A 25498-nucleotide genomic window follows, 5' to 3' on the forward strand; every position below is an offset into this window, starting at 1 on the left:
TCACCCGGCGGTTGCCCTGCTCGCAGCTGACCAACCGGCCGGTGCGGTCGACCGTGTGGCCGTTGGTGTAGCCGGCGGGCTGGCGCAGCGCGCCGACTGCGCCCGTGGTCTCGTCCCAGCGCAGCAGCCGGTCGTTGGGGATGTCGCTGAACACCAGGTAGCGGCCCGCGGGGAAGTAGGCCGGGCCCTCGGTCCACCGGCCGTTGCCGAACAGCCGCTCGAGGAACGCGTCGCCGTCGGTGCGGCCGAACCGCTCGTCGAGGGACTCGAACCGGGCCGGGACCTGATCGACGTCACGTCGAACGTCGTGTGGCATCAGCATGGTCGTACCGTATCCTGTTCGGTGTTGGGTGGGAAACCCCGGATGGGAGTCGGAAGCCGGATGGACCAGGCGGATGCGATCCTGCTCGCCGAGCTGCAGCGTGACGCGGCGCAGCCCTACGCGGCGCTCGCGGCGGCCGCCGGGTTGTCAACGGCGGCGACCCACGAGCGGGTACGCAAGCTGCGCGAACGAGGGGTCATCCGGCGCACCACGATCGAGGTCGATCCCGCCGCCGTCGGCGCCCCGGTGCTGGCGTTCGTGCTGGTCCGCAGCGAGCGCTGGGTGGGCGACTCCCGCGCGGAGCTGGCGGAGATCGAGGAGATCGAGGAAGCTCACGTGATCGCCGGCACGGCCTCGCTGCTGCTCAAGATCCGCACGGCCGGGACGGTGGAGCTGCAGGACGTGCTGCGCCGGCTGCACGGGGTGGGCAGCACGGAGACGATCGTGGTGCTGGAATCGTTCTTCGCGCGCCCCGTCCGCATCACCCGTCCCTAGCTGGGCCGAAGCGGGTGTGCGGTGGGGTGCACCCCTGAAATGCTGAAATCATGGCAGAAAATGGGGTAAGCCCGGCTTCGCCCAACGGCCAGGAGCCGAACGGGAACGGGCACCGGCAGGCTCCCATCAGCGGCCAGGAGGACGTGTTCCTCGACGTGCCGCAGCTCGAGATCGACAAGATCGAGATCAAAGTGGCCAACCTGCGGGCCCGGGTGTCGTTGAACGCCGAGGTGCTCCAACTGCTGAAGCTGAACGTGGGCGTGGACGCCTCGATCGACGAGGTGCAGCTGCTCATCCAGGGCGTGGGCGCGCAGGCGCAGCTGAAGGTCAGGTTGGAGAACGTCGCCCACATCATCGACAGCGTGCTCGGCACGATCGACAACCACCCGGAGATCATCACGCCGCTGATCCAGGGCGCGGGCCAGGCGATCGAGGGCGCGGGGCGCGGCCTGGAGTCGGCGGTGACCGACGTGGGCGGCGGCGCGAGCGACGCGGTCCGCGAGGTGGGCAGCGGCGCCGGGGGCGCGGTCAAAGAGGTCGGCGGCGGCGCGGGCGAGGCGGTCAAGGACGTGGGCGGCGGCGCGGGCGAGGCCGTCAAGGACGTGGGCGGCGGCGCGGGCGATGCGGTCCGCGACGTGGGCGGCGGCACGGGCGAGGCCGTCAAGGACGTGGGCGGCGGCGCCGGCGAGGCGACCCGCGAGGTCGGCGGGGGTGCCGGTGAAGCGGCGCGCGAGGTCGGTGGCGGCGCGGGCGAAGCGACCCGCCAGGTCGGCGGCGGCGCCGGTGAGGCGACGCGCGAGGTCGGCGGCGGCGCCGGTGAGGCGACGCGCGAGGTCGGAGGCGGCGCGGGCGAGGCGGCGCGTGACGTTGGCGGCGGCGCGGGCGAGGCGGCCGGGTCGGCGGGCAAGGGCGCGGGCGAAGCGACCCGATCCGCCGGCGAGGGCGCCGGCGCGGCAGCCGGAAAGGCCGGCGGCGCCGCGGGCGAAGCAGCCGGCAAGGCCGGTGAGGCCGCGGGTGGTGCCGCGGGCGAGGCAGCCGGCAAGGCCGGTGAGGCCGCGGGTGGCGCCGCGGGCGGTGCGGCCGGCAAGGCCGGTGAGGCCGCTGGTGGCGCGGCGAAGGACGGGGGCGGTGCGGCCGGCGATGCCGAAGACGACCGGTTCAGCGACCTGGTCGGCGAGGGCGCGGGCGACGAGGCCGGGGACGCGGCTGACGGCGCCGGTAGGCAGGTGACCGAGCACGCCGCCGAGGCCGACGTGGGCGACGACGATGAGCCCGACATCTCGGCGCAGTCGACGGTCGCCAAGGATCACGAGGAGGAGCGGCCCCGCCCGCGCCGCAACAGGGGCCTACCGCGGCGCAAGCCACGGGAGTGGTGACGATCTAGCCCGGCCGTGGCTCGCGGTCCGCGGCATGCGTTGGGCGGCCTTCGTGGCCGCCCTTCGCGTTCTGGCAGGACGTTACCTTCGCCTTTCACCGGCACGCCCCGCTGACGCGGTCCGAGGCACAGCGCCGACCTCGCGGCCACACGCCTCGCTGACCCGGTCCGAGGCACGGCGCCGACCTCGCGGCCACGCGACCTTGCGGGACCGCCCGCCCGCTGCGGCCGTTCTGTCGAGCCTGGACTCGCCGGTCACCGCTTGCCGCAGAGGACGAAAGCCAAGGCGCGCCGCGAGCGGTTGGTCGCCGCGCTTTCGGCGGGCGTCAGCGGCGTGAGGTGGCCCTGGCGGCCTTGCGGGGCGCGGCCTTCTTGGCCGCCTTCGCGGCCTTGGCCGGCTTGTCGTCCTCCGCGTCTTCGTCCTGGTCGCCTTCGTCCTCGTCGCCCGTGTCGTCGTCCGTGGCGTCCTCGGGTTGCTGGTCCTCGGCCTGGGCGTTCTCGCCCCCGTCGCCCTCGTCCCCGTTGCCCTCGTCGTCGCGGTCGTCCTCCGCTACCACCTCGCCGTCGCGGATTTCGCCGCGCCAGCCCTTTACGTCGTCCGGGTTGAGGATCGTGTCGCGCATGACGTGGCGGACGAAGTGCTTGAGCTCCAGGCGGGCCCGCCGCCCGGGTGCGCGCCACAGGTTGCCCGTGCGTTCGACGAAGCCCTGCGGGTGATATTCCAGGACCACCAGGATCCGGGTCAGGTCCTGGGTCACCTCGTGGAACGTCACCGTGCCGTCGACGGAGCCCTTGTCGCCCTTCGAGGTCCAGACGATCCGCTCGTCCGGCACCTGCTCCGAGATCGTCGACTCCCAGGTGCGGTGCGACCAGAAGACCTGGGCCTTCCACTTCATCTTCTCGTCGGACTCCTGCTCGATGTCCTCGACCTTCTTCATGAAGCTGGGGAACTGCTTGAACTCGGTCCACTGGTTGTAGGCGACCGAAACCGGCACCCCGACCTCGATCGACTCGACGATGTTGGTGACCTTGAGGTCGTTCTTGCTCTTTCCGTCACCGTTTCCGCCGCCGCCGAAGGCCTGCTTGACCTGCTCCTTACCGCCTTCCAGGCCGGCGCCCATCACCGCCTTCACGGGTGACTGGCCCTCCTTGAGGCCCTGCAGGCCCTTGGCCAGCGCGGCCTGCCGCGGACCGCCCTCGCCGCCGGCCTCGGTGAGCCGGTCGGTCAGGTCGCCGAGCCGCTCGTTGAGGGTGGCCATGGCGCGGTCGGCCATCGCGCCGGCGATGTCCTGCAGGCCGGAGACCAGCTTGCCGGTGACGGACGCACTGCCGCCGTTGCCGTTACCGTTGCCGTTCGTACCCTGACTCACTTGTCTTCCTTCCCGGAGCCGCCTCCCCGCATCGACGCCGCGCGCTCGGTGAGGCGCTCACCGAGGCGGTCGGCGGAGCGGGTGAGCACGCCGATCGCGGCCGTCTTCCCGGCGCCGCCGAGCTTGCCGACCAGGCCGCCGCTCGACGGCTTGGCACCGCCGCCCTGCGCCTCGTCGCCGCCCTGACCGCCCTGCTGGTCGCCGCCCTGCTGCCTGCGGGCGGCCATCCGCCCGCCGGCCGCGGCCGCGCCGAGCATGAGTGCCGTGCGCAGCTTGTGCTGCCGGCCGAGCACGTATCCGACGCCGATCGCCAGCGCCGCACTCCCACCAGGCTTCATGACGTTTCCCTTCCTCTCCGGGAGTCCATTGATGCCGTCTACCCGCAGGGCCTGCGGCGAAACGCGGCTTACGTCACGAAGGCCACGTTTGTCGATTCCCGTCGATCTCTGTGGCGACGATAGAGTCCTGGGAGTGCCGCATACCGCCGTTGTCTTTGACCTGTTCAACACACTCGTTCCGGGCGGCGACGGTGCCCGCGACCGGGTGCTCGAGGAGATGGCGGCAGTCGTCGGGGTCGATCCCGCGGCGTTCGTCCGCGCCCACCACCGCAGCTGGCGGGACAGGCTGGTCCGCCGGGACCCCGCGGCCACGATCCGGATCATCGCGGGGCAGCTCGGTGCCCGGCCGACCGACGCCGAGGTCGCCCGCGCGCTGGCCCTGCGGTGTGCGATCGGCGCCCGCCTGCTCGCCGACGTCACCCCGGTGACCCTGGCCGCCCTCGACGCATTGCGGGCGGCCGGCTTCCGGCTCGCGCTGGCCAGCAACACCACGGCCGAGACCGTCGGCCTCTGGCCCGCCGGCCCCCTGGCGGCGCGTTTCGACGCCGTGGCCCTGTCGCCCGAGGTCGGCGCGGCCAAGCCCGATCCGCGGATCTACCTCGCCGCCGCCGCGCGCCTGGGCGTGCGGCCCGACCAGTGCTGGTTCGTCGGCGACGGCGCCGACGGCGAGCTCGCGGGCGCGGCGGCCGTGGGCATGGCGGTGATCCGCACGACCGAGTTCCAGGACACCGACCCGGCCTGGCCGGGCGCGCCGATCACGGCGCTCACGGAGCTGGTGGCCCGCTTGGGGTGAGGTCCGGCACCGCGATGTGGTCGAGGAAGCGCGACTGGTCGAGCCAGCTCGTACGCAGCAGCGGGCCGGCCTCGGCCAGCGGCACGAACCGGCAGGCGACGGGCAACCCGGTGTCCCAGGCGGCCGGATCGCCGATCATCGTGTGCGTCCAGGCATCGCGCGGCTCGTCGGTGCGCAGGTGGAAGTAGAGCGAGATGAACGGGGATCCGTTGCCGTAGCGGCCCATCTCGGTGCCGAGCAGGCCGGCGAGGGTGAGCGGGCCGGCGATGCCGGTCTCCTCGACCACCTCGCGCACGGCACCGTGGTCGGGTCGTTCGCCTTCGTCGACACCGCCGCCGGGGACGTGGACGCCTTCGTCCGGCAGCTCGGCGTAGTGGAAGACCAGCAGCTCCGGCCCCGTCGGACCGGTGCGGGTCACATAGGACGCCGCCCGTACGCGCGGTTTCTCCATCGGTCGGGTCTATCGCGCCGCGGCCGTACACGGCAATCCGGTTTCCCCGGACGAGGGTCTGGACAGCAACAGTTAACAGTCTTAATAATTGGGCATCCATCGATATGTGGAGGCCCGCATGCGTCGTACCAGATCGATCGTCATGGGTGTGGTCGCGGTCCTGGCCGCCGCCGGCGGCGCCATCGCGGTCGCCGGCAGCGCCTCGGCCGCCGGACCGACCGCCACGTTCACCAAGGTGTCCGACTGGGGCAGCGGCTGGGAGGGGCGCTGGACGGTCAGCAACGGCGGCACGACCGCGCTGACCTCGTGGGCGGTCGCCTTCGACCTGCCGGCCGGCGCCAACGTCACCACGTTCTGGGACGCCGACCTGACGCGGTCCGGGCAGCGCTTCACCTTCCGCAACAAGTCGTGGAACGGCTCGGTCGCGCCCGGCGCCTCGGTCTCCTTCGGTTTCAACGGATCGGGTACGGCGACGCCGAGCAACTGCACGTTGAACGGCGCCTCCTGCGGCGGTGGCGCGCCGACCGGCACCGTCACCGGCTACCGGGTCTACGAGGGCAGCGCGGTGCGGGCCACGGTCACCGGGACCAGCGCCACGATCGGCGGCCTGGGTGCGAGCACGACGCACACCTATGCCGTCGCCGCGTACAACAGCGTCGGTGAGGGTGCCCGCAGCGCGACCGTGACCGGCACGACCAACGGGACCACCCCGCCGCCGACCGGTCTGCCGAAGCACGCGCTGATCGGCTACCTGCACGCCAGCTTCGCCAACGGCTCCGGCTACCTGCGGATGGCCGACGTGCCCGCCGACTGGGACATCATCAACCTGGCGTTCGGCGAGCCGACCAGCGTCACCTCGGGCGACATCCGGTTCCAGCTCTGCCCGGCGGCCGAATGCCCCGGTGTGGAGACCGAGGCCGAGTTCATCGCGGCGATCCGGGCCAAGCAGGCGGCCGGCAAGAAGGTGCTCATCTCGATCGGTGGCCAGAACGGCCAGGTGCAGCTCACCACGACCGCGGCCCGCGACCGGTTCGTCAGCTCCGTCGCCGCCATCATCGACCGGTACGGCCTCGACGGGCTCGACATCGACTTCGAGGGTCACTCGCTGTCGCTCAACACGGGCGACACCGACTTCCGGAACCCGACCACGCCGGTGATCGTCAACCTCATCTCCGCGGTGCGCACGCTCAAGCAGCGGTACGGGTCGCGGTTCGTGCTCACGATGGCGCCGGAGACGTTCTTCGTCCAGCTCGGCTACCAGTACTACGGCTCCGGGCCGTGGGGCGGGCAGGATCCGCGCGCCGGCTCGTACCTGCCGGTCATCCACGCCCTGCGCGACGACATCACCGTGCTGCACGTGCAGGACTACAACTCCGGGCCCATCATGGGGCTGGACAACCAGTACCACACCATGGGCGGCGCCGACTTCCACATCGCGATGACCGACATGCTGCTGGCGGGCTTCCCGGTCGCGGGCAACACGGCCAACGTGTTCCCGCCGCTGCGCGAGGACCAGATCGCGTTCGGCACGCCGTCGTCGGTCAGCGCCGGCAACGGGTACGTGGCGCCGGCGGGTGTGCAGCAGGCGGTCAACTGCCTCGTCCGCGGCCAGAGCTGTGGTTCCTATACGCCGCGCAGCGGGACGAACCCGAACTTCCGGGGTTTGATGACGTGGTCGATCAACTGGGACAGGTTCTACAACTGGGAGTTCCGCCTCGCTCACGAGCCGTTCCTGAACTCGTTGCCATAGCTAACTATGTTGAACTGTTCATGTAAGGAGCGCCCAGGGAACACGTGACGTTTCCCGTCCTCCGTGATGTTGCGCTCGGCACGCCATTCACCAGGAGGACACCACATGGGACCCCACCATGGGCATCACCACCACCACGACGAGGTCGAGATCGGCGGCAGTGACCTGCCCGCCGCTCTCGACCTGTCGACCCCCGACGAGGAGCTTCGTCCCGAGGACCGCAGCCGGCGCAGCTTCCTGCGTCGGGCCGGTCTGCTGGGTGCCGGCGTAGCCGCTGCCGGGGCGTTCGCGGGTGCGGGCGCGGGTGCCGCGCCGGCCGCCGCGCACGGCAAGGACGAGGACAAGAAGGACAACGGCGACTTCAAGTGGCTCGCCGGTGACCACCACATCCACACGCACTACAGCGATGACGGCCTCTACCGGGTCATCGACCAGGTGCAGCACGGCCGGGCGTACGGCCTGGACTGGATGGTCATCACCGACCACGGCAGCAACGCGCACGCCAAGATCGGTGTCGACAAGGTCAACCCGGAGATCCTCGCAGCCCGTGAGGCGCTCAAGGACACCCTGATCTTCCAGGGCCTCGAGTGGAACATCCCCGGCGCCGAGCACGGCACCGTGTTCGTGCACCCCGGCAGGAACGAGCTGTCGGTGCTCAAGAAGTTCGAGAACGACTACGACGCCAACGTCAACGGCACGGGCGCGTCGACCCCGGCCAACGAGGCGTTGGCCATCGCCGGCCTGAACTTCCTGTCGGACCAGGTCAAGCGGGGCAAGGTCGAGCACGCGCTGTTCCTGGCCAACCACCCGGCCCGCAACGGCATCGACTCGCCGCACGAGATCCGCAACTGGCGCGACGCCGCCCCCGGCATCGCGATCGGCATGGAGGGCGCGCCGGGTCACCAGGCCGGCGGCATCTCCAAGGACAACGGCGGCCCGGGCGCGTTCCGCGGCTCGTACGGCAACAGCCCGTCCGCCAACTCGTTCCCGTACCCGCTGGAGAGCTACCGCACCTGGGGCGGCTTCGACTGGTTCACCTCGACGGTCGGCGGCCTCTGGGACAGCCTGCTCGCCGAGGGCAAGGCGTGGTGGATCACCGCGAACTCCGACGCGCACACCGTGTTCCTGGAGACCGCGGTCCGCGGCAACAAGGACTTCAACGAGCTGGGCTACTGGGCCGACCCGGTGCACGGCGGCAAGGTCACGTCGTCCTACGTGGACTTCTTCCCGGGCTACTACAGCCGGACCCACGTCGGCGCCAAGACCGACTCGTACCTCGCGGTGATGGACGGCCTGCGCCTCGGCCGCGTCTTCGTCGATCACGGCGGCCTGATCGCCGGCCTCGACATGCGCGTCCGCAAGGCCGGCGACCGCGACGGCGGCACCCCGCTCGGCGGCACCCTGAGCGTCAAGAAGGGCACCGCGCTGGAGCTGGTCGTCTCCGTGGACCTGGCGACGCTGCCCAACTGGGCGTCGTTCATCCCGCGCCTGGCCCGGGTCGACGTGATCCGCGGCAAGGTGACCGGCAAGCCGGCCGACAAGGACGCCTTCACCGCCCCGAACACCCGGGTGGAGAAGTCGTTCGAGGTGGGCACGGGCCAGAAGAAGGCCACGTTCACCTACAACCTGGGCCGGGTCGACCACTCGTACTACGTGCGGGTGCGCGGCACCGACGGCAACCGCCAGTCGCCAGGCTACCTCGGCGCCTCGGCGGACCCGCACGGCCCGTCGATCGACGTGCAGGGCGCCACCGACCCGTGGACGGACCTGTGGTTCTACACGAACCCCATCTTCGTCGAGGCGCGCTGATCCGATGACCGTCCACGTCGGATTCGACCGCGGTGACAGTGACGTGCGGGCGGCGGAGCACTGGTTCGCCGAGCTGTTGGGCGACCAACGGGACCGCGTCGTCGCCTGCACCCATCTGTTGCGCGTACCGAGCCCGCACGTGGCGTTCAGCGTCGCGCTGCCGTCGGGGTTGTCGGTGGATCTGCCGCCAACCCCCGCGGAACTCGCGGAAGCGGCTTCCCTGGCCCGGGAGGAACACCTCTCGGGCCAGGGCGGCCGGGCCTTCGCCTACCCGGGGCGGGACGCTCTGGTGGGTGAGCTGAGCGTCGCGGACCTGCTGTCGGTGAGCGCCGTCGACCGGGTGACGGTGATGGGCGGCGCGCCGGCCACACCGGACACGATCGTCGAGACCCGGGACCATGTCCGTCCGCTGTGGATGGACGGCCGGCTGACGCTGGTCACCCTCCCACACGGGGGCGGACGGATCGCCCCGTTCGAGATGCCGGAAGAGATCCCCTGCTGCGCCCTGCACTAGGAAAGGCGGCGGAGCACGGCCAACGCGAACCGCGCGGCCGCCTCCGCCGCATACGGTCCCCAGTTCTCAAGGGTGGATTCGTTCGGCAATCCGGCGATGCCCCGGACGACGAGGAAGCCTACGCCCGAGTGGGCCGCGACGCGGATCTCGGTTCCGTCCATCGGCGCCATCGCCAGTGCGCCGGGCCACTCGAAGCCGGTCCAACGGAGAGGTGCGTTCGGATCGGTGGCGATGGTCCCCCCGATTCGGGCTGTCGGCCAGTGTCCCGTCGCGGGTAGGCGGGTTCGGATGTCCGGCAACCATTCGTCAGGCTGGACGCTCTCAGCGATGGCAAGAAGCTCCGGGTCCGGCTGGTAGGTGACCGGGTCGGGGGTGAGGACGTCGGTCGCGCGGGACACGACGACATCGCCCAGCCGGGCCGGAGAGCCGGGCGGCGCGACCGCTGTACCCACAAAGAGAATATGTCGGGGCTTGAGCCGCGCGATCGTGGACCCGATGGTGATACGCGGGTCGCCGAGCGGCGCGTCATCCGGTTTGGTCACGACGACGATGCGGTCGCCGACCGCCGTGAACAGGTTGAGTCGGTCGTCGTCGATGTGGAACACCGTCGGCGGCAGGACATCGGCGGCCGCGTCCGCCTCCACGCCGCGCGCCACCGCGACCAGGACATCGCCACGGGCCAGCGTGGACAGCATCGCATCCTGCACCGCCTGGGTGATCGACAACTCGGCTCGTGGATCGTCGAGACGGACGAGCCCACGGTCGACCAGGTCTCTGACCTCCGCGGCGCGGGATCCGAGCACGTCGATCGGAAACCGTCGCCGGCGCTGCAACCCGATCAGACTCATCAGGCGGTGGGCCGGTTCGGCCAGGCTTTCCAGTGCCAGCCAGGTGGTCTCCTCCGCGAGGAAGGTGCCGAGCCCGCCGAGCGTCTCGCTTCTCGACCGCATCAACCCGGCGACAAGATCGACTACCTGCGGTGTCTCGCACCCCCTGGCAACCTCGGCCGGGAGCAGGTGGGCGAAGTCCGCGGGATAGAACTCGATCTCGATCGGGTGGACCCTTTGTCGCGCGTTGGTGGAGGTCAACAGCCAGGTCGAACGACCCGTCACGTCGCTCGGTCGGGCGTCGTCAACGATGATCAGCGGCCGTGCCATTCCGTCTGACTGCTGGATGGCATCGGCGCGGCCGGCGAGCACGGTGTCGAGCGCCTCGCCCTCCGCGTCCAGCCACCACACGCCGTCGAACTCGTCGCCGAACCGGTGCGCGAACTCCGTGGCGACCTGTGTCTTGCCGATGCCGGAAGAGCCGTGCAGGGCGATCACGGGAGCTGTGCCCAGGCGGTCGTTGATCTCGGCCAGGGTGGCCTCGTGCCCGACGAAGTCCGGGTTGCGGGACGGAACGTTGTCCCAGACCGCCGGCGGCGGCACCCGGTACGCGGCGACCAGGCCGCCGCGGCGCTGGTAGTCGGCCGCGGCCCCGGTCTCCCCGAGGTCCTCCAGCGCGTCGGCCAGGTCCAGGAAGAACTCCTCGATCTGGTGAGAGCGGCGGTCGCTCAGCGAACCGAGCAGGCCGGCGGCCGGCGACGGCAGCGGCGCGTCGAGGTCGATCTCCTCGATGGCCCGCGCGACCGTGCTGATGTGATCCGGGCCCAGCAACAGGGCCATGACGAGCGACAGGTTGACGGTCTGGCCAGGATCGCGGCCGACCGCGAACCCTCGGCGGAAGCCGTTGACGAAGGCGGCCAGCGCGTCGACCGCGAGGTGCGCGGTCCGGTCGGCGAACTCGTCCGGCGCGCTCCGCGCGGCGGAGGTCGAGCGCCACGGATCCCGGACGTAGCCGACCAGCCCGACGTCGAACGAGCTGATGAGGGTCTTCAACCGGCGCACGTCGTCGCGGGTGATGCCCGGGAGGTCGGCGCTCATCGCGTCCCGCAGGCGATCGTCGTCGAGCCTCCCGAGTTCGACGACCGGGCCGGCGTATCCCGGCAGCACGGCGGCGGCGTTGATGAAGCGGCTACCGGCCGGGATGTAGCGCTCGCCGACCTCCTCGAACTCGTCGATCAACACGACGAGGCGACCGCCGCGCCGACTCTCCTGGCGCACGGACAGCACGCCGGCTCCGCGCATCGGATGGCCGACCGGGAGCAGGGCGAGGAACGCCGGAAGCTCCTGTTCGAGCAGGCGCAGGATGAAGGTCTTGCCCGAGCCCGCCGGGCCGACCAGACCCAGCACCGCCCCGTTCGACGTCAGCAGCCAGGTCAGCGTCTCGCGCAACCCGTACCGGATCGTTTCGTCATCGGGCATGGGGAACAGGTCGATGAGCGCCGCGAGCCCGTCGTCCGCCACCTCCGGCCGGGGCTCCGGCTGTTCCCGCGCGGGTAGGCGCCGTAACGCGGCGGTCGCCTGGCCGCGCTCCTGGGCCGAGCCGGTCGCGACGACGGCGCGGAGTGCCTCGACCGCCGGAGCCGGGTCGGTGCCCGGCAGGGCGCCGATGGCGCCGACCGCCCGCACCGCCGCCGTCCGGCCGCCCGCCGGCGCGGCCGAGAGGCGGCCGATCGCCGCGGTGAGCGCGTCGTCCAGGGTCGCCCCCGCGTCCGGTTGGGTGTCGAGGTGGCCGCGCATCGCGACGTGCCACGAGCCGCCCAGGTCCGCCTCGGTGCCCGTGGCCGCCGAAGCCAGCCAGGCCTCGGCCCGCGCTCGGTCGATGACGTGCAGGGCCGTCAGGCGTTGGGCGTAGGCCAGTTCCGGGTGGTCGTCCCAGGCCAGGCTGTGTTCCGTGTAGCTCTCCAGGAGCAGGGCCACCTGCCGCACGCGGTCGGGGCCGAAGCGGGTGTTCAAGCCCGTCAGCAGGATCGTCCGCAGCTCCGGCTCGATCTCGTACAGGCCCTCGCCCAGCTCGCGGAACAGCGGCGACAGCAGGAGCCGGGCCTCGATCTCGTACGGCAGGTCGTCCAGGAAGTTGACGCGCAGCAGGTGCAGCAGGTCGACGTCGATCGCCACCGGGAGGGCCGCGTGGTAGGCCAGCTCCACCGCCCGGTCCGGGAGCGTACGCCAGACGCTGTCCAGGCGGTTCGTCGCCGCCGCACTGGTCACAGTGGACGCTCCACCACCGGGTGGCGGCCGCGGAGGGCGTCGACCGCGCGGTACATGCCGGGCAGGTCCAACGCGTGCATCGGCACGTGGCGGGCTATCAGGGCCGCCGTCGTGCGGCGCCAGCGCGCCCGGGGCACCGGGTTCAGCCAGGCCAACGTCGCGCGGCGCTGGGTCACCGCCTTGGCCAGGGCCACCACGTCGAGCAGGCGGGTCGTGTCCAGCGAGCCGCGGGCCGCCCCGGCGTCGCTGACCACCGCGACCGCGGTCGTCGGCGTGACCCGTTCCAGCAACGCGGCCAGGTCGACCGGCTCGGCCAGCGCCGGGTCCGCGTAGACCGTGCCGCCGACCAGCGGCTCGACGCGGGGGAGCACCGCGTCCAGATGGGCGGTGTCGGGGGCCGTGTCGGCCAGCACCGCGCGGTCGCCGTGGCCGGGCACGTCGTGGAAGTAGACCACCGTCAGCACGTCGAGGCGGGCCGCGTGGCGGATCGCCCGGGTCACGTGGTCCACGTAGCCGTGGTAGGGCGCCATCGAGCCGTCGCGGTCCACGAGCAGGAGCAGGCGGGCCGCGTTGCGGCGCGGCGGCACCAGGACCGGGGCGACCGCCACGCCGGTGCGGGCCCGGCGGTCGACCGTGGCCGTCACGTCCAGCACCGTGGCCGGACCCGAGCGGACCCGGCGGCGCAGGCGGCGCCAGACCTGGGCGACGGCCCGTTCGCTGACCGGGTACTGCGGGACCAGCAGCAGCGCCGGATCCCGCGAGCCGCTGCGCGGTGGCGCGCCGGCGGCGGTGCCGGTCACCGGCCGCAGAAGCGGTGGCGGCGGCGGTTCCGGGTCGAGGGGCGGCGGACCGGCTGGCACCACCGGGTCACCCGGCGCGGGATCGACCGGTAAGACCCCCGTCGACAGGCGGGCTGTCCACACCGGAATCCGGGTGCGGGCGAAGACCGCGCGTACCGTCGCCGCCTCTTCGGGCGACTTCGCCCACAGGCTGACGCACAGCTCCTGGAACGCCTCGGTCGAGCTCAGCCCGAAGCCGGCCAGCAGCGCCACCCGCAGGTCCTGCAGGTCGTCGACGCCGAGCGGCAGGCCCCGCCGGCGCAGGGCCTGGACCAGTGGGGGTACGAACGACGGCAGCGTCATGGGGTCCGGAGCCAGCGCTCCACCCGTTCCTGGTCGCCGCGCTGCTTCACGAGCGCACCGGCGTGCGGCACGGCGGCCAGGTCCTCGACCCGGGCCGAGGTCGCGGCGAGATAGCCGATCCAGTCGAGCAGCTCGCTCAGGCCGGGGCGCTTGGCCAGGTCCAGCTCGCGCAGCGAGAGCAGCACCGTGACCGCCGCGGCCGTCAGGTCCGGACGGTCGACGCCGTGCAGCGCGACGATCCGGCCCAGCTCGTCGGGATCGGCGGGGAACTCGACGTAGTGGAAGACGCACCGCCGCAGGAACGCGTCCGGCAGCGTCTTCTCCTCGTTGTTCGTCACGACCACGAGTGGCCGCAGGTGCAGGTGCTCCGTCGGCACCCGGAACCCCATCCCCGGCACCTCGGCGACGTCGAACGCCAGCTCTTCCAGCTCGTACAACAGGTCGTTCGGGAAGTCCAGGTCCGCCTTGTCGATCTCGTCGATCAGCACCACCGACGGGCGCCCGGACGACGCCCGCGCGATCGCCCGGCCCAGCGGCCCGAGGGTCACGTAGTCGCGCGCGGTCGGCCGCCGCCCGCCGTCCGAGGGCGCCTGCACGTCGTAGAGCCGGCGGACCGCGTCGAACGTGTAGAGCAGGTCCCGGCCCTGGCTCGTCGACCGGATGACGGCCAGTTCGAGGGGCCGACCCAGGGCGTACGCGACGGCGTGCGCGAGCCGCGTCTTGCCCGCACCGGGATCGCCCTGCAGCAGCAACGGCCGCCCGAGTGCCAGCGCCAGGTTGACCGCGTCCGCGAGCCGCGCGATGCGCGGTAGGGCTCCCGCGGCACCTCCACCGGAACGGACTCCCCGGCCAGCACGCCCGCGTCGATCACCCGCGTCCCGGGCAGGTCCGCGGCGCGGTCGAAGCGCACGCTGGTGTCGATGCGGTGCCGGCTACGCATACCCGCTCGCCTCCCGGAGAGTTGCCGCGAAGAAGTCGAAATCTGACCGCAGGTCCTGGATGTGGCTGTCCATGGACTCGAACACCCGCCGCGGGTCGAGGGCGTCGTCCTCCTCGGCGGCGTGCGCACAGATCAGCTCCGCCCAGACCCGCCAGGCGTCGGGGACGCCGACGTCGCGGTTGGCCAGCGTCAGCACGTCCAGCGCCCAGTTCTCGATGTCGTCGCGGGCCATCCGGGGCCGCGGCAGGAGGCGCATCCCCGGCGGGGTCGCGACGCCGGGCCGGACGGTGACGAGCAGGACGAGGCGATGGGCGTGGTCGCCGAGCTCGGTGCCGAGCCGGTCCGCGAGAGTCGTGAGCGCCTCGACCGGCGCCCGGGTGGCGTCGATGTGCCGCGCGACGTCCTGTCTCGACAGTTCCTGCCTGTGCCGCAGCACGGCGCCGACCACGGAGTCCGCTGTGGACACCAGCGCGCCCACGCTCAGCTTCTGCTTGCGGCTGATGGGGTGGTACCACTCCTCCAGCCAGTCGACCAGCTTGTCGCCGACGCTCGCGTCATGGTGCGGTATCGCGAACAGCAGCAGCGCCGAGCGCTCGTACCGGGCCGCCTTCAAGGGCCTGCGCAGTGGTTCGAGGTCGAAGTTGACGCTGTTGAAGGTGCCGTGGTCGCGCGGCACCCCGTTGCGGGCACCGCCGTCCAGCTCGGTGACGATCTCCAGCCAGCCCAGCGCGACGATGGCGCCGCGCAGCTCGGACAGGCGACCCCGGGCCGCCAACCAGTCCCAGACGAGGTTGATCGCGTCGAGCGTGGGCGCCCATTCGTACTCGTGCCGGGGGATCTCGAAGTAGGCGGGCAGTTGTCTCCAGGCGACCAGCGCCAGCTTCTGGCAGATCACCACCCGGACCGGCCCGGGGTAGAGCGCGGCTTCAGCGTGCATCGCGCAGCTCCGCGGTCAGGTCGGCCCGGCCGATGAAGTCCAGCGCGTCCGGCAGCTCCCGCAACCGCTGCCGGGCGACGAGCCAGTCCCACACCCCGTCCGGGCCCGGGCCTCGGGCGAACGCCGCCCGCTCGTACGCCGGGATGTCGAAGTAGATCGCCAGCCGCTGCCAGTCGCCGACCAGGCGCTGGCAGACCAGCAGCCGCACCGAACCGGGCACCTCGAGGTCGCCCGCGGCCGCCGCCAGCCGGCGCAGCAGCGCGAGCGTGAACCGGGCGGCGGCGTCGGCCGCGTGCCCGCGCCACCGGTCGTCCTTGCCGGCGTCGGCCAGATCGCTGACGCCCTTCACCATCAGGAAGCCGCCACCGGCGCGATAAGCGGCGAGCGCGGTCCCCAGACTCTCCATCTCGACGCCGACCGCCCGCGGCCAGCCCGCCCGCAGCTCGTCGAGCACCTCGCGGGAGGCGATCACCTTCTCGCCGCTGAGCACCGTGCCGACGTGCACCGGCCGCGCCGGCGCCCAGTCGGCCGGTCGCACCGCCCGCGCGGCGGTCAACAGCGTGAAGTCCGGCCGGTAGACCTCGGGCCGGCGCAGCACGCCGTCGTCGCGGACCTTGCCGCTCTCGTATCCGACGATCTGGTCGGGCACGAGCACGTCACCGAAACCCACCCCGGCGGCGCCGATCCCGCCCGCGATCCCGACGAGCAGGAGCCGCCGCGCGCCCCACCGGGCCAGCACGGTCCCGCCGCTGCCGGCCGCGCCCGGGTTGCCCATGCCGTGCAGTGACTCGACCGCGACGCGCAGGCCGTCGACGACGGCGGTGCCGGACGGCACGTCGCCGAGCACGGCGAGCACCGCGTCCTGCTCCTCCGCCAGCGCGGTCACGATCACCACGTCCGCCCTTGCCACGGTCACACCGTGCCACAGATCGGGTGGGATGCCCGATCTCCGTGTCTGTTTTCCGTCAACGGGGGAACAACCTTTGCCCGTCCGTACCACCGCTGTCGATGATGGACGGCGTGGCGGACTCCGAGGTCAGCAGAGAGCAGCTCTGGCTCGTCGAGTACGAACGGCTCAAGGACGAGCAGAAGACCCGGATCGGGTTCCGCGACAACCTGGTCTACGCCACGCTGGCGGCGATGGCCGGCGTGATCGCCGCGACGCTGTCCGCCAAGGGCCACGCCAACCTGCTGCTCCTGCTGCCGCCCGTGAGCACCGTGCTCGGGTGGACCTACCTCGTCAACGACGAGAAGGTCTCGGCGATCGGGCGCTACGTCGACGACGTGCTGCGGCCGCGCCTGGCGAAGGGCGCCGAGGACGTGTTCGGGTGGGAGGTCGCGCACCGGGCCGACCGGCGCCGCCGCAGCCGCAAGCTCATGCAGCTCGCGGTCGACCTCGGCACGTTCTGCGCGCCGGCGCTGAGCGCGATCGTCGTCTACTGGGTCAACGGCCCGTGGACCGCCGCGTTCCTCGCCGTCTCGGCCGTCGAGTGCGCGGTCGTGCTCGCCCTGGCCGTGCAGATCGTCGGGTACGCCGACCTCGGCGTGCGGCGGCGGCGGAGGGTCGATCCACCGATCGGTTGACCGGCGGAATCCACCGCGGCCGGGCCGGCCGTCGCCGGCTGGTCGGTGCCCCACGGGCGCCGCGGTTGCGACCGTTTGAGCATGACAACGGTCATCGAGGTTCAGGATCTACACAAGCGGTACGGGCCGAAGGTCGCCGTCGACGGCATCTCGTTCCAGGTGGACGAGGGGGAGATCTTCGGGATCCTCGGGTCGAACGGCGCGGGCAAGACCACCACGGTCGAGTGCGTCGAAGGGTTGCGCCGAGCCGATCGCGGCAGCATCCGGGTGCTCGGGCTCGACCCCGTGCGCGACCACGCGGAGCTGACCCAGCGGGTCGGCGCCCAGCTCCAGGAGGCCCAGCTCCCCGAGAAGCTGCGGGTCGGCGAGGCGCTCTCCCTCTACGCGTCGTTCTACCGGCGGCCGGCGGACCCGGCGGCGCTGGTCGCGGCGCTCGGGCTCGAGGACATCCGCTCGACCCGGTTCGGCAAGCTCTCCGGCGGCCAGCGGCAGCGGGTCTCGATCGCGTTGGCGCTGATCGGCAACCCCCGGGTGGCCGTGCTCGACGAGTTGACGACGGGGCTCGACCCGCGCGCCCGGCGGGAGACCTGGCGGCTGATCGAGGAGGTCCGGGCCGGCGGGGTCACCATCCTGCTGGTCACCCACTTCATGGACGAGGCGGAGCGGCTCTGTGACCGCGTCGCGGTGTTCGACCGGGGCCGGGTGGTCGCGATCGACACCCCCGCCGCACTGACCAAGCGGGCCGCGGCGCAGCTCGGCGTCGAGCGGGCCACGCTGGAGGACGCCTACGTGGCGCTGACCGGGGAGAGCACCGATGTCTGAAGCACTGCTGCGGCTGACCGCCACCGAGTTCACCCTGTTCCTGCGCGACAAGGTCGGCCCGATCTTCGGGCTGTTCTTCCCGACCGCGCTGCTCTGCGTGTTCGGCAACATCGACTTCTTCACCGACCCGGCCAACGGCGTCGACGGGCAGCCCTTGCTCTACACGTACACGCCGATCCTGGTGGGTTTCGTGCTCGCCATGCTGGCGATCAACACGCTCCCGCCCACCCTGGCGAGCTACCGGGAGCAGGGCGTGCTGCGCCGGCTGCGGACCACCCCGATCGGCCCGGCCCAGGTGCTCGGCGCCCAGTTCGCGATCTGTCTCGCCACGGCGCTGGTCTCGGTCGTCCTGCTGCTCGCGGTCGCCCGGCTCGCGTTCGACGTGCCACTGCCCCGGCAGCCCTTCGCGTTCGCATTGAGCGCGCTGCTCGCCGCGCTCGCGCTGATCGGCATCGCGGTGGTGGTGGCCGCGGTCACGCCGACCGCGAGGGCGGCCAACGCGATCGGCTCCGTGCTCTTCTACGTGATGATGTTCTTCGCCGGTCTGTGGCTGCCGATCGAGGCGATGCCACCGGTGCTGCGGCACGTGAGCGAGGCCACACCGCTGGGCGCGGCGGTCCAGGCGCTGAGCGAGGCGACGGCGGGCGACTGGCCCTCGGCGTGGCGGCTGCCGCTGCTCGCGGGCTATGTGGTGGTCACCGCGCTGGCCGGTATCCGGCTCTTCCGGTGGGAGTAGGTTCCAACCATGCCGAACGCGATGCCGTGGGAGCTCGCCGACGAGGGCACTCTGCGCTGGATGCGGTACGCCAACCTCGCGCCGTACGCGCTGCTGGTGATCCTGGCCGCGGTCAGCCCGCTGCTGACCGAGTCGACCGACGAGACGTGGACGATCCTCGGGCTGTGCCTGCTCGCCGCGGTCTGGGTGTTCGGCCTCTACTCCCTGCGACCCGCGTGGCGCGTACGGCCGGCATTGATGGCGGTGTTCTTCGTCGGGTTCTACGTGCTCCTGCTCCTGCTGATCCTGGAAGCGCCCTGGTTCGGGTTCCTCACGCCGGCCGGCTACTTCTTCGCCTTCGGTGTGCTGCGGTGGCCGTGGCGGATCCCGGGCGTCGCCGCGGTCGCGGTCGCGGCCGGCATCGCCCAGGCCTCGGGCATCTCGTTCGACTCCGGGCAGGCGATCGGCTGGTACGCCGCGATCATCCTGGTCAACGCCGCGCCGATGTGCGCGTTCGCCTGGATCGACTGGCACACCGACCTGCAGGCCGTGGAGCGCGACCGGGCCCTGGCCGAGCTGAGCGAGGCCAACCGGCGGCTGGAGGCCACGCTCGCCGAGAACGCCGCCCTGCACGAGCGGCTGGTGACCCAGGCCCGCGAGGCCGGGGTGCACGACGAGCGGCAGCGGATGGCCGGCGAGATCCACGACACGCTGGCGCAGGGGCTGACCGGGATCATCACCCAGCTCCAGGCGGCCGAGCAGGCTTCCGGAGAGTCCGACCGGTGGCGGCGGCACCTGTCCGCCGCCACCGACCTGGCCCGCGAGAGCCTGCGGGAGGCCCGGCGCTCGGTGCACGCCCTGCGCCCGGAGCCCTTGCGCGACGCCCGGTTGGCCGAGGCGCTGGCCGGCGTCGCCCAGCGGTGGTCGGCCCGGCACGGCATCCCGGTCGAGGTGACCACGACCGGCACCGAGCGGCCGATGTCGCCGGACGTGGAGCTGGCTCTGCTCCGCACGGCCCAGGAGGCGCTGGCCAACGTCGCGGCGCACGCCGGCGCCGGGCGGGTCGGCCTGACATTGTCCTATCTAGACGGTGAGGTGGCGTTGGACGTGCGGGACGACGGGTGCGGCTTCGATCCGGCGGCACCGCCGGAGTCCGCGAAGGGCGGCGGTTACGGCCTGTTCGCGATGCGGCAGCGGATCGAGGGTGTCTCGGGGACGCTGCAGGTCGAGTCCGAGCCGCACACCGGCACGGCGATCTCGGCGGCGGTGCCCGCATGATCAGCCTGCTGGTGGTCGACGACCATCCGGTCGTCCGCAACGGACTGACGGGGATGTTCGCCAGTGACCCCGACTTCGAGGTGGTCGGCGAGGCCGGCGACGGCGCCGAGGCCGTGCGGCTCGCCCGCGCGCTGCGGCCCGACGTGATCCTGATGGACCTGCGGATGCCCGGCACCGACGGGGTGACCGCGATCGGCGAGCTCGTCAAGCTCGGGGTGCCGAGCCACGTGCTGGTGCTGACGACCTACGACACCGACAGCTACGTCGTGCCGGCGATCGAGGCCGGCGCGACCGGCTACCTGCTCAAGGACGCGCCGCGCGACGAGTTGCTGCGGGCGGTGCGGGCGGCGGCCCGGGGCGAGTCGGTGCTCGCGCCCGCGGTGGCCGGCCGGTTGATGAACCGGGTCCGCACGCCCGGCGCGGGGCCGCTGAGCCAGCGGGAGCTCGCGGTGCTGGAGCTGGTGGCATCCGGAAAGAACAACCGGGAGGCGGCCGCGGCGCTGTTCATCAGCGAGGCCACGGTCAAGACACACCTGCTCAACATCTATTCGAAGCTGGGCGTGGGCGACCGGGCGGCGGCGGTCGCCGAGGCGTTCCACCGCGGCCTGCTCACCCCGAACGGATAGCCGCCGCCCCCTGGGGGAGGGGCGGCGGCCAGATGGTCGCTCGGCTTCTGCGGAGAGAAGCGACCATCCATGGGTACGGGCGGGCGCCCTCGCCGGTTCAGTAGCTGAAGGTCGTCGCGCCCTCGTCGCCGATCCACTGCCACATCGGCACCGTGCCGCCGAGTTCCGCGTTGTCGACCAGGTCGCCCTTGTCGAGCTTGCGGGCGTCGAAGCAGATCGGGCAGACGAGCAGCTTGCCGCCGGCCGCCGCGTACCGCCGGGTCAGGTCGGTCAGCGGCGGGCAGCCCTCGCAGGCCGTCCCAGTCGCGACGCCGTCCGTGGCCAGCCGCACGGCCTCCTTCGTCAGGAACATGAGCGTCGGTCGGCCCTGCTCGGCCGCGCCCACGGCGACCAGGAACGCGACGGTGACCTTCTCCGGGTCCTCGAGCCCCGTGGTCAGGCTGACCACTGCTTTTCCGGGCATGATGTGTCCCCCCTCGGGTTGTGATCCTGGCTTACACGCTAGGTAGCCGGACCGTTCGAGGAATGGGGAGAAATCCCTAACTTGTGTGCCCGGGCTGCCGCCTGGCCGCGGCTGGTCACGCCGAGCCGGGCGAGCACCGCCGACACGTGGTGGTCGACGGTCTTCGGCGCCAGCCGCAGCCGCGTCGCGATGTCCGCGTTGGACAGTCCGTCGGCGAGCAGGCTCAACACCTCCGCCTGGCGCCGCGTCAGGCCGGCCGGGTGGGTGGCGGTGGTCCGGCGGGGGCCGCGCGGGACGCCGCCGATGCCGCGCCGGCGTAGGTCGGCCCGGAGCGCGGTCGCGGCCTGGGTCGCGCCGAGCGCGTCCAGCCCGCGCAGGGCCTCGGTCGCCGCCGCCCGGTCACCCAGGGCCAGCGCTTCGAGCCGCAGGAAGTGCCCGCCGCGACGCTGCCACTCGTCGGCGGCCGCGCGCCAGTCACCGTCGATCATCCAGCGATACGGGGCGAGCGCGTCGACAGGAGCATGGGCACCGCCGCCCGCCTGCCAGAGCCGGAACGCGAGCTCGCCCGAGTGCGGCGGCGCGTGCTCACGGGTGGCCCGGTCCAGCGCGTGCGGCACCTCCCGCGCCGCGCGCTGCGGGTCGCCGTACCAGCGGAAGTGCTCGGCCCTGGCGCTCTTGGCCGGGCCGACCCACTGCAGCTCGCGTGACGGGCCGGCGTGCCGGTCGGCCTCGTCGAGGTGCGCCCGGGCGACCGCGCGCTCGCCGCGGGCACCGTGGACGCGGCCGAGCACCACCAGCGCCGGCACCCGCCCGATGCCGCCCTGCGCGGGCAGCCGCAGCGACTCCTCGGCGTCGGCGACCGCGCCGGCCCAGTCGCCGGCCTGGAACCTGACCGTCGCCCGGGTGCCGAGCAGGCACTGGAGGTAGCCGGCGAGGTCCTGCTCGCGGGCGTAGGCCACGGCCCGGTCGAGGGCCGGCGTCGACTCGGTGAACTCCGCCCGCTCGGCGAGGACGCCCGCGATGTTGAGCAGTGCCCGGGTCGCCTGGTCGGCGTAGCCCGCTGCGGCCGCCGCCGCCTGGGCGGCCTCCAGCGCCGCCCGCGCGCCGGGGCGGCCGAGTTGCATCGCGGACGTGCCGACGCTGATCGCGGCGTGCACGGCGGTCTCGGGGTCGCCGAACTCCTCGGCCAGGGTGCGGGCCCGCTCGCCCAGCTCGATGGACTCGGCGAACGCGTAGTCGAACATCCGCAGGCCCGCCTGGTTGCTGTAGGCCATCGCCAGCTCGCGGCCCGGTGGCTGGGTGCCGAGGATCTCCACCGCGCGGTCGCCCGCGGTGCGGGCCAGGGTCCCGTCGCCCGACCACCAGGCGACCCGGGAGAGCCAGCGCCAGGCGGAGCCGGTCGGCACCGGGTCGCCCACCTCCTGCCGGATCCCGATCGCCGCGCGCAGCGGCGCCAGGCCGTCGGCGGCGACACCGGCCAGGTAGGCGGCGACGCCGTAGCGCTCGAGCAGCTCCGCCCGCTCCCGCCGCGGCAGGCGGTCGGCGTGGGCGGCGGCGGCCCGGTAGTGCTCGGCGGCCTCGCGCCGGGCCCTCTGCCGGGCGGCGGCGGCCGCGGCGACCCGGCCCCAGTGCAGCACCGCGTCGGGGTCGCCGGCGCCGCGCGCGTGGTGCACGAGCCGGCCGGGGTCGGCGTCGACGGCGGCCAGCGTCGCCAGCGCGGTGGCGTGCAGGGCCGCCCGCCGGCGCGGTTCCAGCGCGTCCTCGACGGCGGTGCGCAGCAGCTCGTGCCGGTAGGCGACACCGTCCGCGGTGGCGACGAGGACGCCGCCGGCCACGCAGGCGTCGACCTGGTCGTCGCGGCCGGCGAGCAGCGCCTTGTCAGCGCGGGTCGGCATGACGGCGACGAGGTGGGCCAGCTCGCGGGCCCGGTCCGGGAGGGCGCGGATCCGGTCGAGGATCAGGCCGCGTACGCCCGCCGGGGCCCGGTCGTCCTTCGCGTCGAGCAGTTCGGTGAGCAGCAGCGGGTTGCCGCCGGTCAGCGCGAGCACGGACGCCGCGTCACGGCCGGCCCGGGTGGCCTCGTGGGCGACGCGGTCGGGGGACAGTGGCGTGAGGGCGATCCGGGTGCCGCGCAGGGCGGCCAGCACGCGGTGCAGGGGGTGGTCGGCGCCGATCTCGTCGTCGCGGTAGGTGACGACGAGCAACGCCGGACGCTGGTTGATCCGCCGGCCGAGCAGCACGAGCAGGTCGAGTGTGGCCTCGTCGGCCCAGTGGGCGTCCTCGACGACGAGCACCGGCCGCGTGCGGGGGTGATCGAGCTGGTCGAGCAGCGCGGCGAGGATCTGGTCGGGTGGCGCGCCGTTCACGAGGTGGTCGGCGAGCGGCCCGCCGCTGCGCCGGGCGATGTCGTGCACGGGCCCGAGCGCGCGCGGGGTGACCAGCGGGTCGCACCATCCCCAGTGGAACCGGGCCCGCGCGCCGGCCCGCCGGGCGAACTCGGTCACGAGCGCGGACTTGCCGACACCGGCCTCACCGGCGACCAGCGCGACCCGGCCGCCGGTCGCACTGACCCGCAGCAGGTCGTCGAGCACACCCAGGGGCGCGGCCCGCTCCCACAGCTCCACGTGCCGATGGTCCCACCGCACGGCACCGTGAACCCATGGCCGAACGGCTGGACGATCGCGGAGACGCGGCGCCGGAGGTCACGCGGGTGACGAGGTGTCCTCGGTGAGCTGCAGCAGGCCGTGGGTGAACCAGAGTCGGTGCCGGTCGGTCTCGACGAGCCAGCGGGTCGGCACGTCGGGGTCGATCTGGCGGGCGTCGGGCCAGCGCTCCCGGGTGTCGGCCACGACGCAGGACCAGGGTTCCGGGTTCTCGGGCAGCCGGGGCCTGGGCGCGCCGGGGGCGCGGACCAGGGTCGTGTCGATCACCGCGTTGGCGGCGCCGATGATCGCCTGCCAGCGCAGGTCCGGCCAGAGGGGGAGGCGCCAGTGTGCGACGCCGGCGGTCACGTCGCCGATGCGGACGCTCTCGCGATGGTCCTCGGGGCCGAGCACCGCGACCAGGAGGTCGAGCCCGCCCGGCGCGCGGCGCGAGTGCTGCATGGTCTGCCAGCGGTTGAAGGCCTTGAGATAGTCGGCCTTCGTGGCGCCCAGGCGGGTGTACGCGGCCTTGACCAGATCCGGCTGGTAGTCGGCCATGCGGCGCAGCAGCGTGAGGGTGAACTCCCGGCGCGCGAACCCGTACACGCGGTCGACGGTACCGCCCGGCCCGTCAGGCGGAACGGGTGGCCGGGGCGGGCGCGAGCCGGCGGCCGACCACGTGCAGCGCGTAGAGCGCGTAGCCGACCAGGCAGGCGGCCAGGATCGGATGCACCAGCACGGCCAGCAGGCCGGCCAGGCCGACCACGCCGGTCGCGGCCGCGACGGCACCGGGCCGGGCACCGGCGGCACCCCTGGCCGCCGCCCGCCACCAGCCGGACCCGCCGGGCTCGGCCGTGCGGGCGGCGAGGGTGCCGAGGGTGACCAGCGCCAGCGCCGCGTAGCCCGCCGCCGCGGCGGCGATCACCGCCGTCACGCCCAGCAGCACGGCACCGCCGGGGACCGTGCCGCTCGCCACTGCGCGCAGGTCGAGGACGAGCAGCCAGATCACCGCCACCGCGACCACGGTCGCCACCGCGCCGGGCAGCAGAGCGCGGCGGAAGACCGGCCACAGCGCGCGGGGGCGCGGCCAGCGGTCGTGGGTCAGGAAATGGTCGACCGCGAAGCTGGCCGTGGCGAACGTCGCGCCGGTCGTGAGGACCGGCAGCGACGCCGCCACCATGAGCAGGCCGAGGAGCGCGACGTCGGTGGCGACGCGTACCGTGTCGCGCCAGTCGGGTCTCATCCCTTGAGGCCGCTCGTGTTGATGCCCTCCACCAGCAGGCGTTGGAAGGCCACGAAGAACAGGAACACCGGCACCAGCGACAGCAGCGACATCGCGAACATCGGGCCCACCGCGCTCTCGCTCGTGGAGTCGATGAACAGCGTCAACGCCACCGGGACCGTGTAGTCCTGCAGGTCGGACAGGAAGACCAGTTGGCGGAAGAAGTCGTTCCACGTCCAGATGAACGAGAAGATCGCCGTGGTCACCAACGCGGGCCGGCTCAGGGGCACGATCACATGGCGGAACACCGTGTACGGCGACGCCCCGTCGATCTTCGCGGCCTCGTCCAGCTCGTACGGGATGCCGCGCATGAACTGGACCATCAGGAAGACGAAGAACGCCTCCGTGGCGAGGAACTGGGGCACCAGCAGCGGCAGGTACGGCCACGGCTCACCCACCCAGCCGAGCTGCTTGAACAGCACGTACTGCGGGATGATCAGCACGTGCCCCGGCAGCAGCAGCGTGCCGATCATGATGGCGAACCAGATCTTCCGCAGCCGGAACCGCAGGCGGGCGAACGCGTACGCGGCCAGCAGGCAGGAGATCGCGTTGCCCACCACGGTCAGCAGGGCCACCATCGCGCTGTTGGCGAAGAACCGCCCGAAGCTCACGTCGAAGTTCTGCCACCCCGCCCGGAAGTTCCCGGGCGTGAACACGTCGGGCCACAGGCCGATGTTGGTGGCGATCTCCTCGCGCGACTTCAGCGACGTGCCGATCATCCACAGTAGCGGGTAGAGCACCACGGCCAGGATCAG

General features: G+C 72.8%; 24 protein-coding genes and 1 pseudogene. 11 read left to right on the forward strand and 14 right to left on the reverse strand.

Annotated elements, in window-relative coordinates; translation table 11 throughout:
* Window positions 1-316, reverse strand: a 316-nt coding sequence (locus Asi02nite_RS23515) for an SMP-30/gluconolactonase/LRE family protein (protein ID WP_203716121.1), incomplete at its 3' end; no start/stop codon positions are given.
* Between the two features lie 66 nt (window positions 317-382).
* On the opposite strand from Asi02nite_RS23515, the gene Asi02nite_RS23520 reads away from it, so the two are divergent.
* Together Asi02nite_RS23520 and Asi02nite_RS23525 are read left to right on the forward strand one after the other, a co-directional pair.
* Window positions 383-817: an Lrp/AsnC family transcriptional regulator gene (locus Asi02nite_RS23520; RefSeq protein WP_203716065.1), complete on the forward strand. Its 435-nt coding sequence runs from the start codon at window positions 383-385 to the stop codon at window positions 815-817.
* Window positions 818-867: 50 nt separating this feature from the next.
* A complete protein-coding gene (locus tag Asi02nite_RS23525; RefSeq protein ID WP_203716066.1) occupies window positions 868-2193 on the forward strand; it encodes a hypothetical protein in 1326 nt (441 codons plus the stop codon).
* A 325-nt stretch (window positions 2194-2518) separates the two neighbouring features.
* Here the strand turns inward: Asi02nite_RS23525 and Asi02nite_RS23530 are convergent, their stop codons facing one another.
* Window positions 2519-3562, reverse strand: a complete 1044-nt coding sequence (locus tag Asi02nite_RS23530; RefSeq protein WP_239126979.1) for an SRPBCC family protein — start codon at window positions 3560-3562, stop codon at window positions 2519-2521.
* Complete coding sequence (locus Asi02nite_RS23535) at window positions 3559-3900, reverse strand: hypothetical protein (protein ID WP_203716067.1); 342 nt, start codon at window positions 3898-3900, stop codon at window positions 3559-3561. The genes Asi02nite_RS23530 and Asi02nite_RS23535 overlap by 4 nt, the downstream gene beginning before the upstream one ends.
* Window positions 3901-4033: 133 nt before the next feature.
* Here Asi02nite_RS23535 and Asi02nite_RS23540 point away from each other — a divergent pair, with 133 nt between their 5' ends.
* Window positions 4034-4693, forward strand: coding sequence for an HAD family hydrolase (locus Asi02nite_RS23540; RefSeq protein ID WP_239126981.1), 660 nt, complete (start codon window positions 4034-4036; stop codon window positions 4691-4693).
* Here Asi02nite_RS23540 and Asi02nite_RS23545 read toward each other — a convergent pair.
* Window positions 4665-5144 carry an NUDIX domain-containing protein gene (locus Asi02nite_RS23545; protein WP_203716069.1) on the reverse strand — a complete coding sequence of 160 codons (480 nt, stop codon included), beginning with the start codon at window positions 5142-5144 and terminating at the stop codon, window positions 4665-4667. The genes Asi02nite_RS23540 and Asi02nite_RS23545 overlap by 29 nt on opposite strands.
* A gap of 118 nt (window positions 5145-5262) precedes the next feature.
* Between Asi02nite_RS23545 and Asi02nite_RS23550 the strand changes: the two genes are divergently transcribed.
* The 3 genes from Asi02nite_RS23550 to Asi02nite_RS23560 all read left to right on the forward strand — a co-directional run bounded on the left by Asi02nite_RS23550 (window position 5263) and on the right by Asi02nite_RS23560 (window position 9217).
* On the forward strand, window positions 5263-6894 hold the full coding sequence (locus Asi02nite_RS23550) for a chitinase (RefSeq protein WP_203716070.1): 1632 nt from the start codon (window positions 5263-5265) through the stop codon (window positions 6892-6894).
* 105 nt (window positions 6895-6999) lie between these two features.
* Window positions 7000-8703 (forward strand): PHP domain-containing protein, encoded by a 1704-nt coding sequence (locus tag Asi02nite_RS23555; protein WP_203716071.1) that lies wholly within the window; start codon window positions 7000-7002, stop codon window positions 8701-8703.
* Window positions 8704-8707: 4 nt separating this feature from the next.
* Window positions 8708-9217 (forward strand): hypothetical protein, encoded by a 510-nt coding sequence (locus Asi02nite_RS23560; RefSeq protein ID WP_203716072.1) that lies wholly within the window; start codon window positions 8708-8710, stop codon window positions 9215-9217.
* On the opposite strand, the gene Asi02nite_RS23565 is transcribed toward Asi02nite_RS23560, so the two are convergent.
* The 5 genes from Asi02nite_RS23565 to Asi02nite_RS23585 all read right to left on the reverse strand — a co-directional run bounded on the left by Asi02nite_RS23565 (window position 9214) and on the right by Asi02nite_RS23585 (window position 16241).
* Window positions 9214-12312: a hypothetical protein gene (locus tag Asi02nite_RS23565; protein WP_203716073.1), complete on the reverse strand. Its 3099-nt coding sequence runs from the start codon at window positions 12310-12312 to the stop codon at window positions 9214-9216. The genes Asi02nite_RS23560 and Asi02nite_RS23565 overlap by 4 nt on opposite strands.
* On the reverse strand, window positions 12309-13454 hold the full coding sequence (locus tag Asi02nite_RS23570; protein ID WP_203716074.1) for a VWA domain-containing protein: 1146 nt from the start codon (window positions 13452-13454) through the stop codon (window positions 12309-12311). Before Asi02nite_RS23570 ends, Asi02nite_RS23565 begins: the two co-directional genes overlap by 4 nt.
* Window positions 13451-14206, reverse strand: a complete 756-nt coding sequence (locus Asi02nite_RS23575; protein WP_203716075.1) for an AAA family ATPase — start codon at window positions 14204-14206, stop codon at window positions 13451-13453. Before Asi02nite_RS23575 ends, Asi02nite_RS23570 begins: the two co-directional genes overlap by 4 nt.
* 180 nt (window positions 14207-14386) lie before the next feature.
* A complete protein-coding gene (locus Asi02nite_RS23580; RefSeq protein ID WP_203716076.1) occupies window positions 14387-15331 on the reverse strand; it encodes a hypothetical protein in 945 nt (314 codons plus the stop codon).
* Window positions 15321-16241: a 5'-methylthioadenosine/S-adenosylhomocysteine nucleosidase family protein gene (locus Asi02nite_RS23585; RefSeq protein ID WP_203716077.1), complete on the reverse strand. Its 921-nt coding sequence runs from the start codon at window positions 16239-16241 to the stop codon at window positions 15321-15323. The genes Asi02nite_RS23580 and Asi02nite_RS23585 overlap by 11 nt, the downstream gene beginning before the upstream one ends.
* Before the next feature lie 110 nt (window positions 16242-16351).
* Between Asi02nite_RS23585 and Asi02nite_RS23590 the strand changes: the two genes are divergently transcribed.
* From Asi02nite_RS23590 to Asi02nite_RS23610, 5 genes and pseudogenes are all read left to right on the forward strand, one after another.
* Window positions 16352-16915 (forward strand): hypothetical protein, encoded by a 564-nt coding sequence (locus Asi02nite_RS23590; RefSeq protein ID WP_203716078.1) that lies wholly within the window; start codon window positions 16352-16354, stop codon window positions 16913-16915.
* An 81-nt stretch (window positions 16916-16996) separates the two neighbouring features.
* A pseudogene (locus Asi02nite_RS23595) lies at window positions 16997-17734 on the forward strand (ABC transporter ATP-binding protein); the annotation flags it as partial.
* Entirely contained in the window at window positions 17730-18473 is a 744-nt protein-coding gene (locus Asi02nite_RS23600; protein WP_203716080.1) for an ABC transporter permease, read from the forward strand. The pseudogene Asi02nite_RS23595 and the gene Asi02nite_RS23600, both read left to right, overlap by 5 nt.
* 9 nt (window positions 18474-18482) lie before the next feature.
* Window positions 18483-19730 carry a sensor histidine kinase gene (locus Asi02nite_RS23605; protein WP_203716081.1) on the forward strand — a complete coding sequence of 416 codons (1248 nt, stop codon included), beginning with the start codon at window positions 18483-18485 and terminating at the stop codon, window positions 19728-19730.
* Window positions 19727-20356, forward strand: a complete 630-nt coding sequence (locus tag Asi02nite_RS23610; RefSeq protein WP_203716082.1) for a response regulator — start codon at window positions 19727-19729, stop codon at window positions 20354-20356. The genes Asi02nite_RS23605 and Asi02nite_RS23610 overlap by 4 nt, the downstream gene beginning before the upstream one ends.
* A gap of 97 nt (window positions 20357-20453) precedes the next feature.
* Here the strand turns inward: Asi02nite_RS23610 and Asi02nite_RS23615 are convergent, their stop codons facing one another.
* From Asi02nite_RS23615 to Asi02nite_RS23635, 5 genes are all read right to left on the reverse strand, one after another.
* Complete coding sequence (locus Asi02nite_RS23615) at window positions 20454-20819, reverse strand: DsrE family protein (RefSeq protein WP_203716083.1); 366 nt, start codon at window positions 20817-20819, stop codon at window positions 20454-20456.
* A gap of 38 nt (window positions 20820-20857) precedes the next feature.
* Entirely contained in the window at window positions 20858-23443 is a 2586-nt protein-coding gene (locus Asi02nite_RS23620; RefSeq protein WP_203716084.1) for an ATP-binding protein, read from the reverse strand.
* Between the two features lie 78 nt (window positions 23444-23521).
* Window positions 23522-24067 carry a hypothetical protein gene (locus Asi02nite_RS23625; RefSeq protein WP_203716085.1) on the reverse strand — a complete coding sequence of 182 codons (546 nt, stop codon included), beginning with the start codon at window positions 24065-24067 and terminating at the stop codon, window positions 23522-23524.
* Window positions 24068-24092: 25 nt separating this feature from the next.
* Window positions 24093-24704 (reverse strand): hypothetical protein, encoded by a 612-nt coding sequence (locus Asi02nite_RS23630; protein ID WP_203716086.1) that lies wholly within the window; start codon window positions 24702-24704, stop codon window positions 24093-24095.
* Window positions 24701-25462 (reverse strand): carbohydrate ABC transporter permease, encoded by a 762-nt coding sequence (locus Asi02nite_RS23635; RefSeq protein ID WP_239126991.1) that lies wholly within the window; start codon window positions 25460-25462, stop codon window positions 24701-24703. The genes Asi02nite_RS23630 and Asi02nite_RS23635 overlap by 4 nt, the downstream gene beginning before the upstream one ends.
* Window positions 25463-25498: the final 36 nt, after the last annotated feature.

Origin of the sequence: Asanoa siamensis, assembly GCF_016862555.1 — a bacterium.
Lineage (GTDB): Bacteria > Actinomycetota > Actinomycetes > Mycobacteriales > Micromonosporaceae > Asanoa > Asanoa siamensis.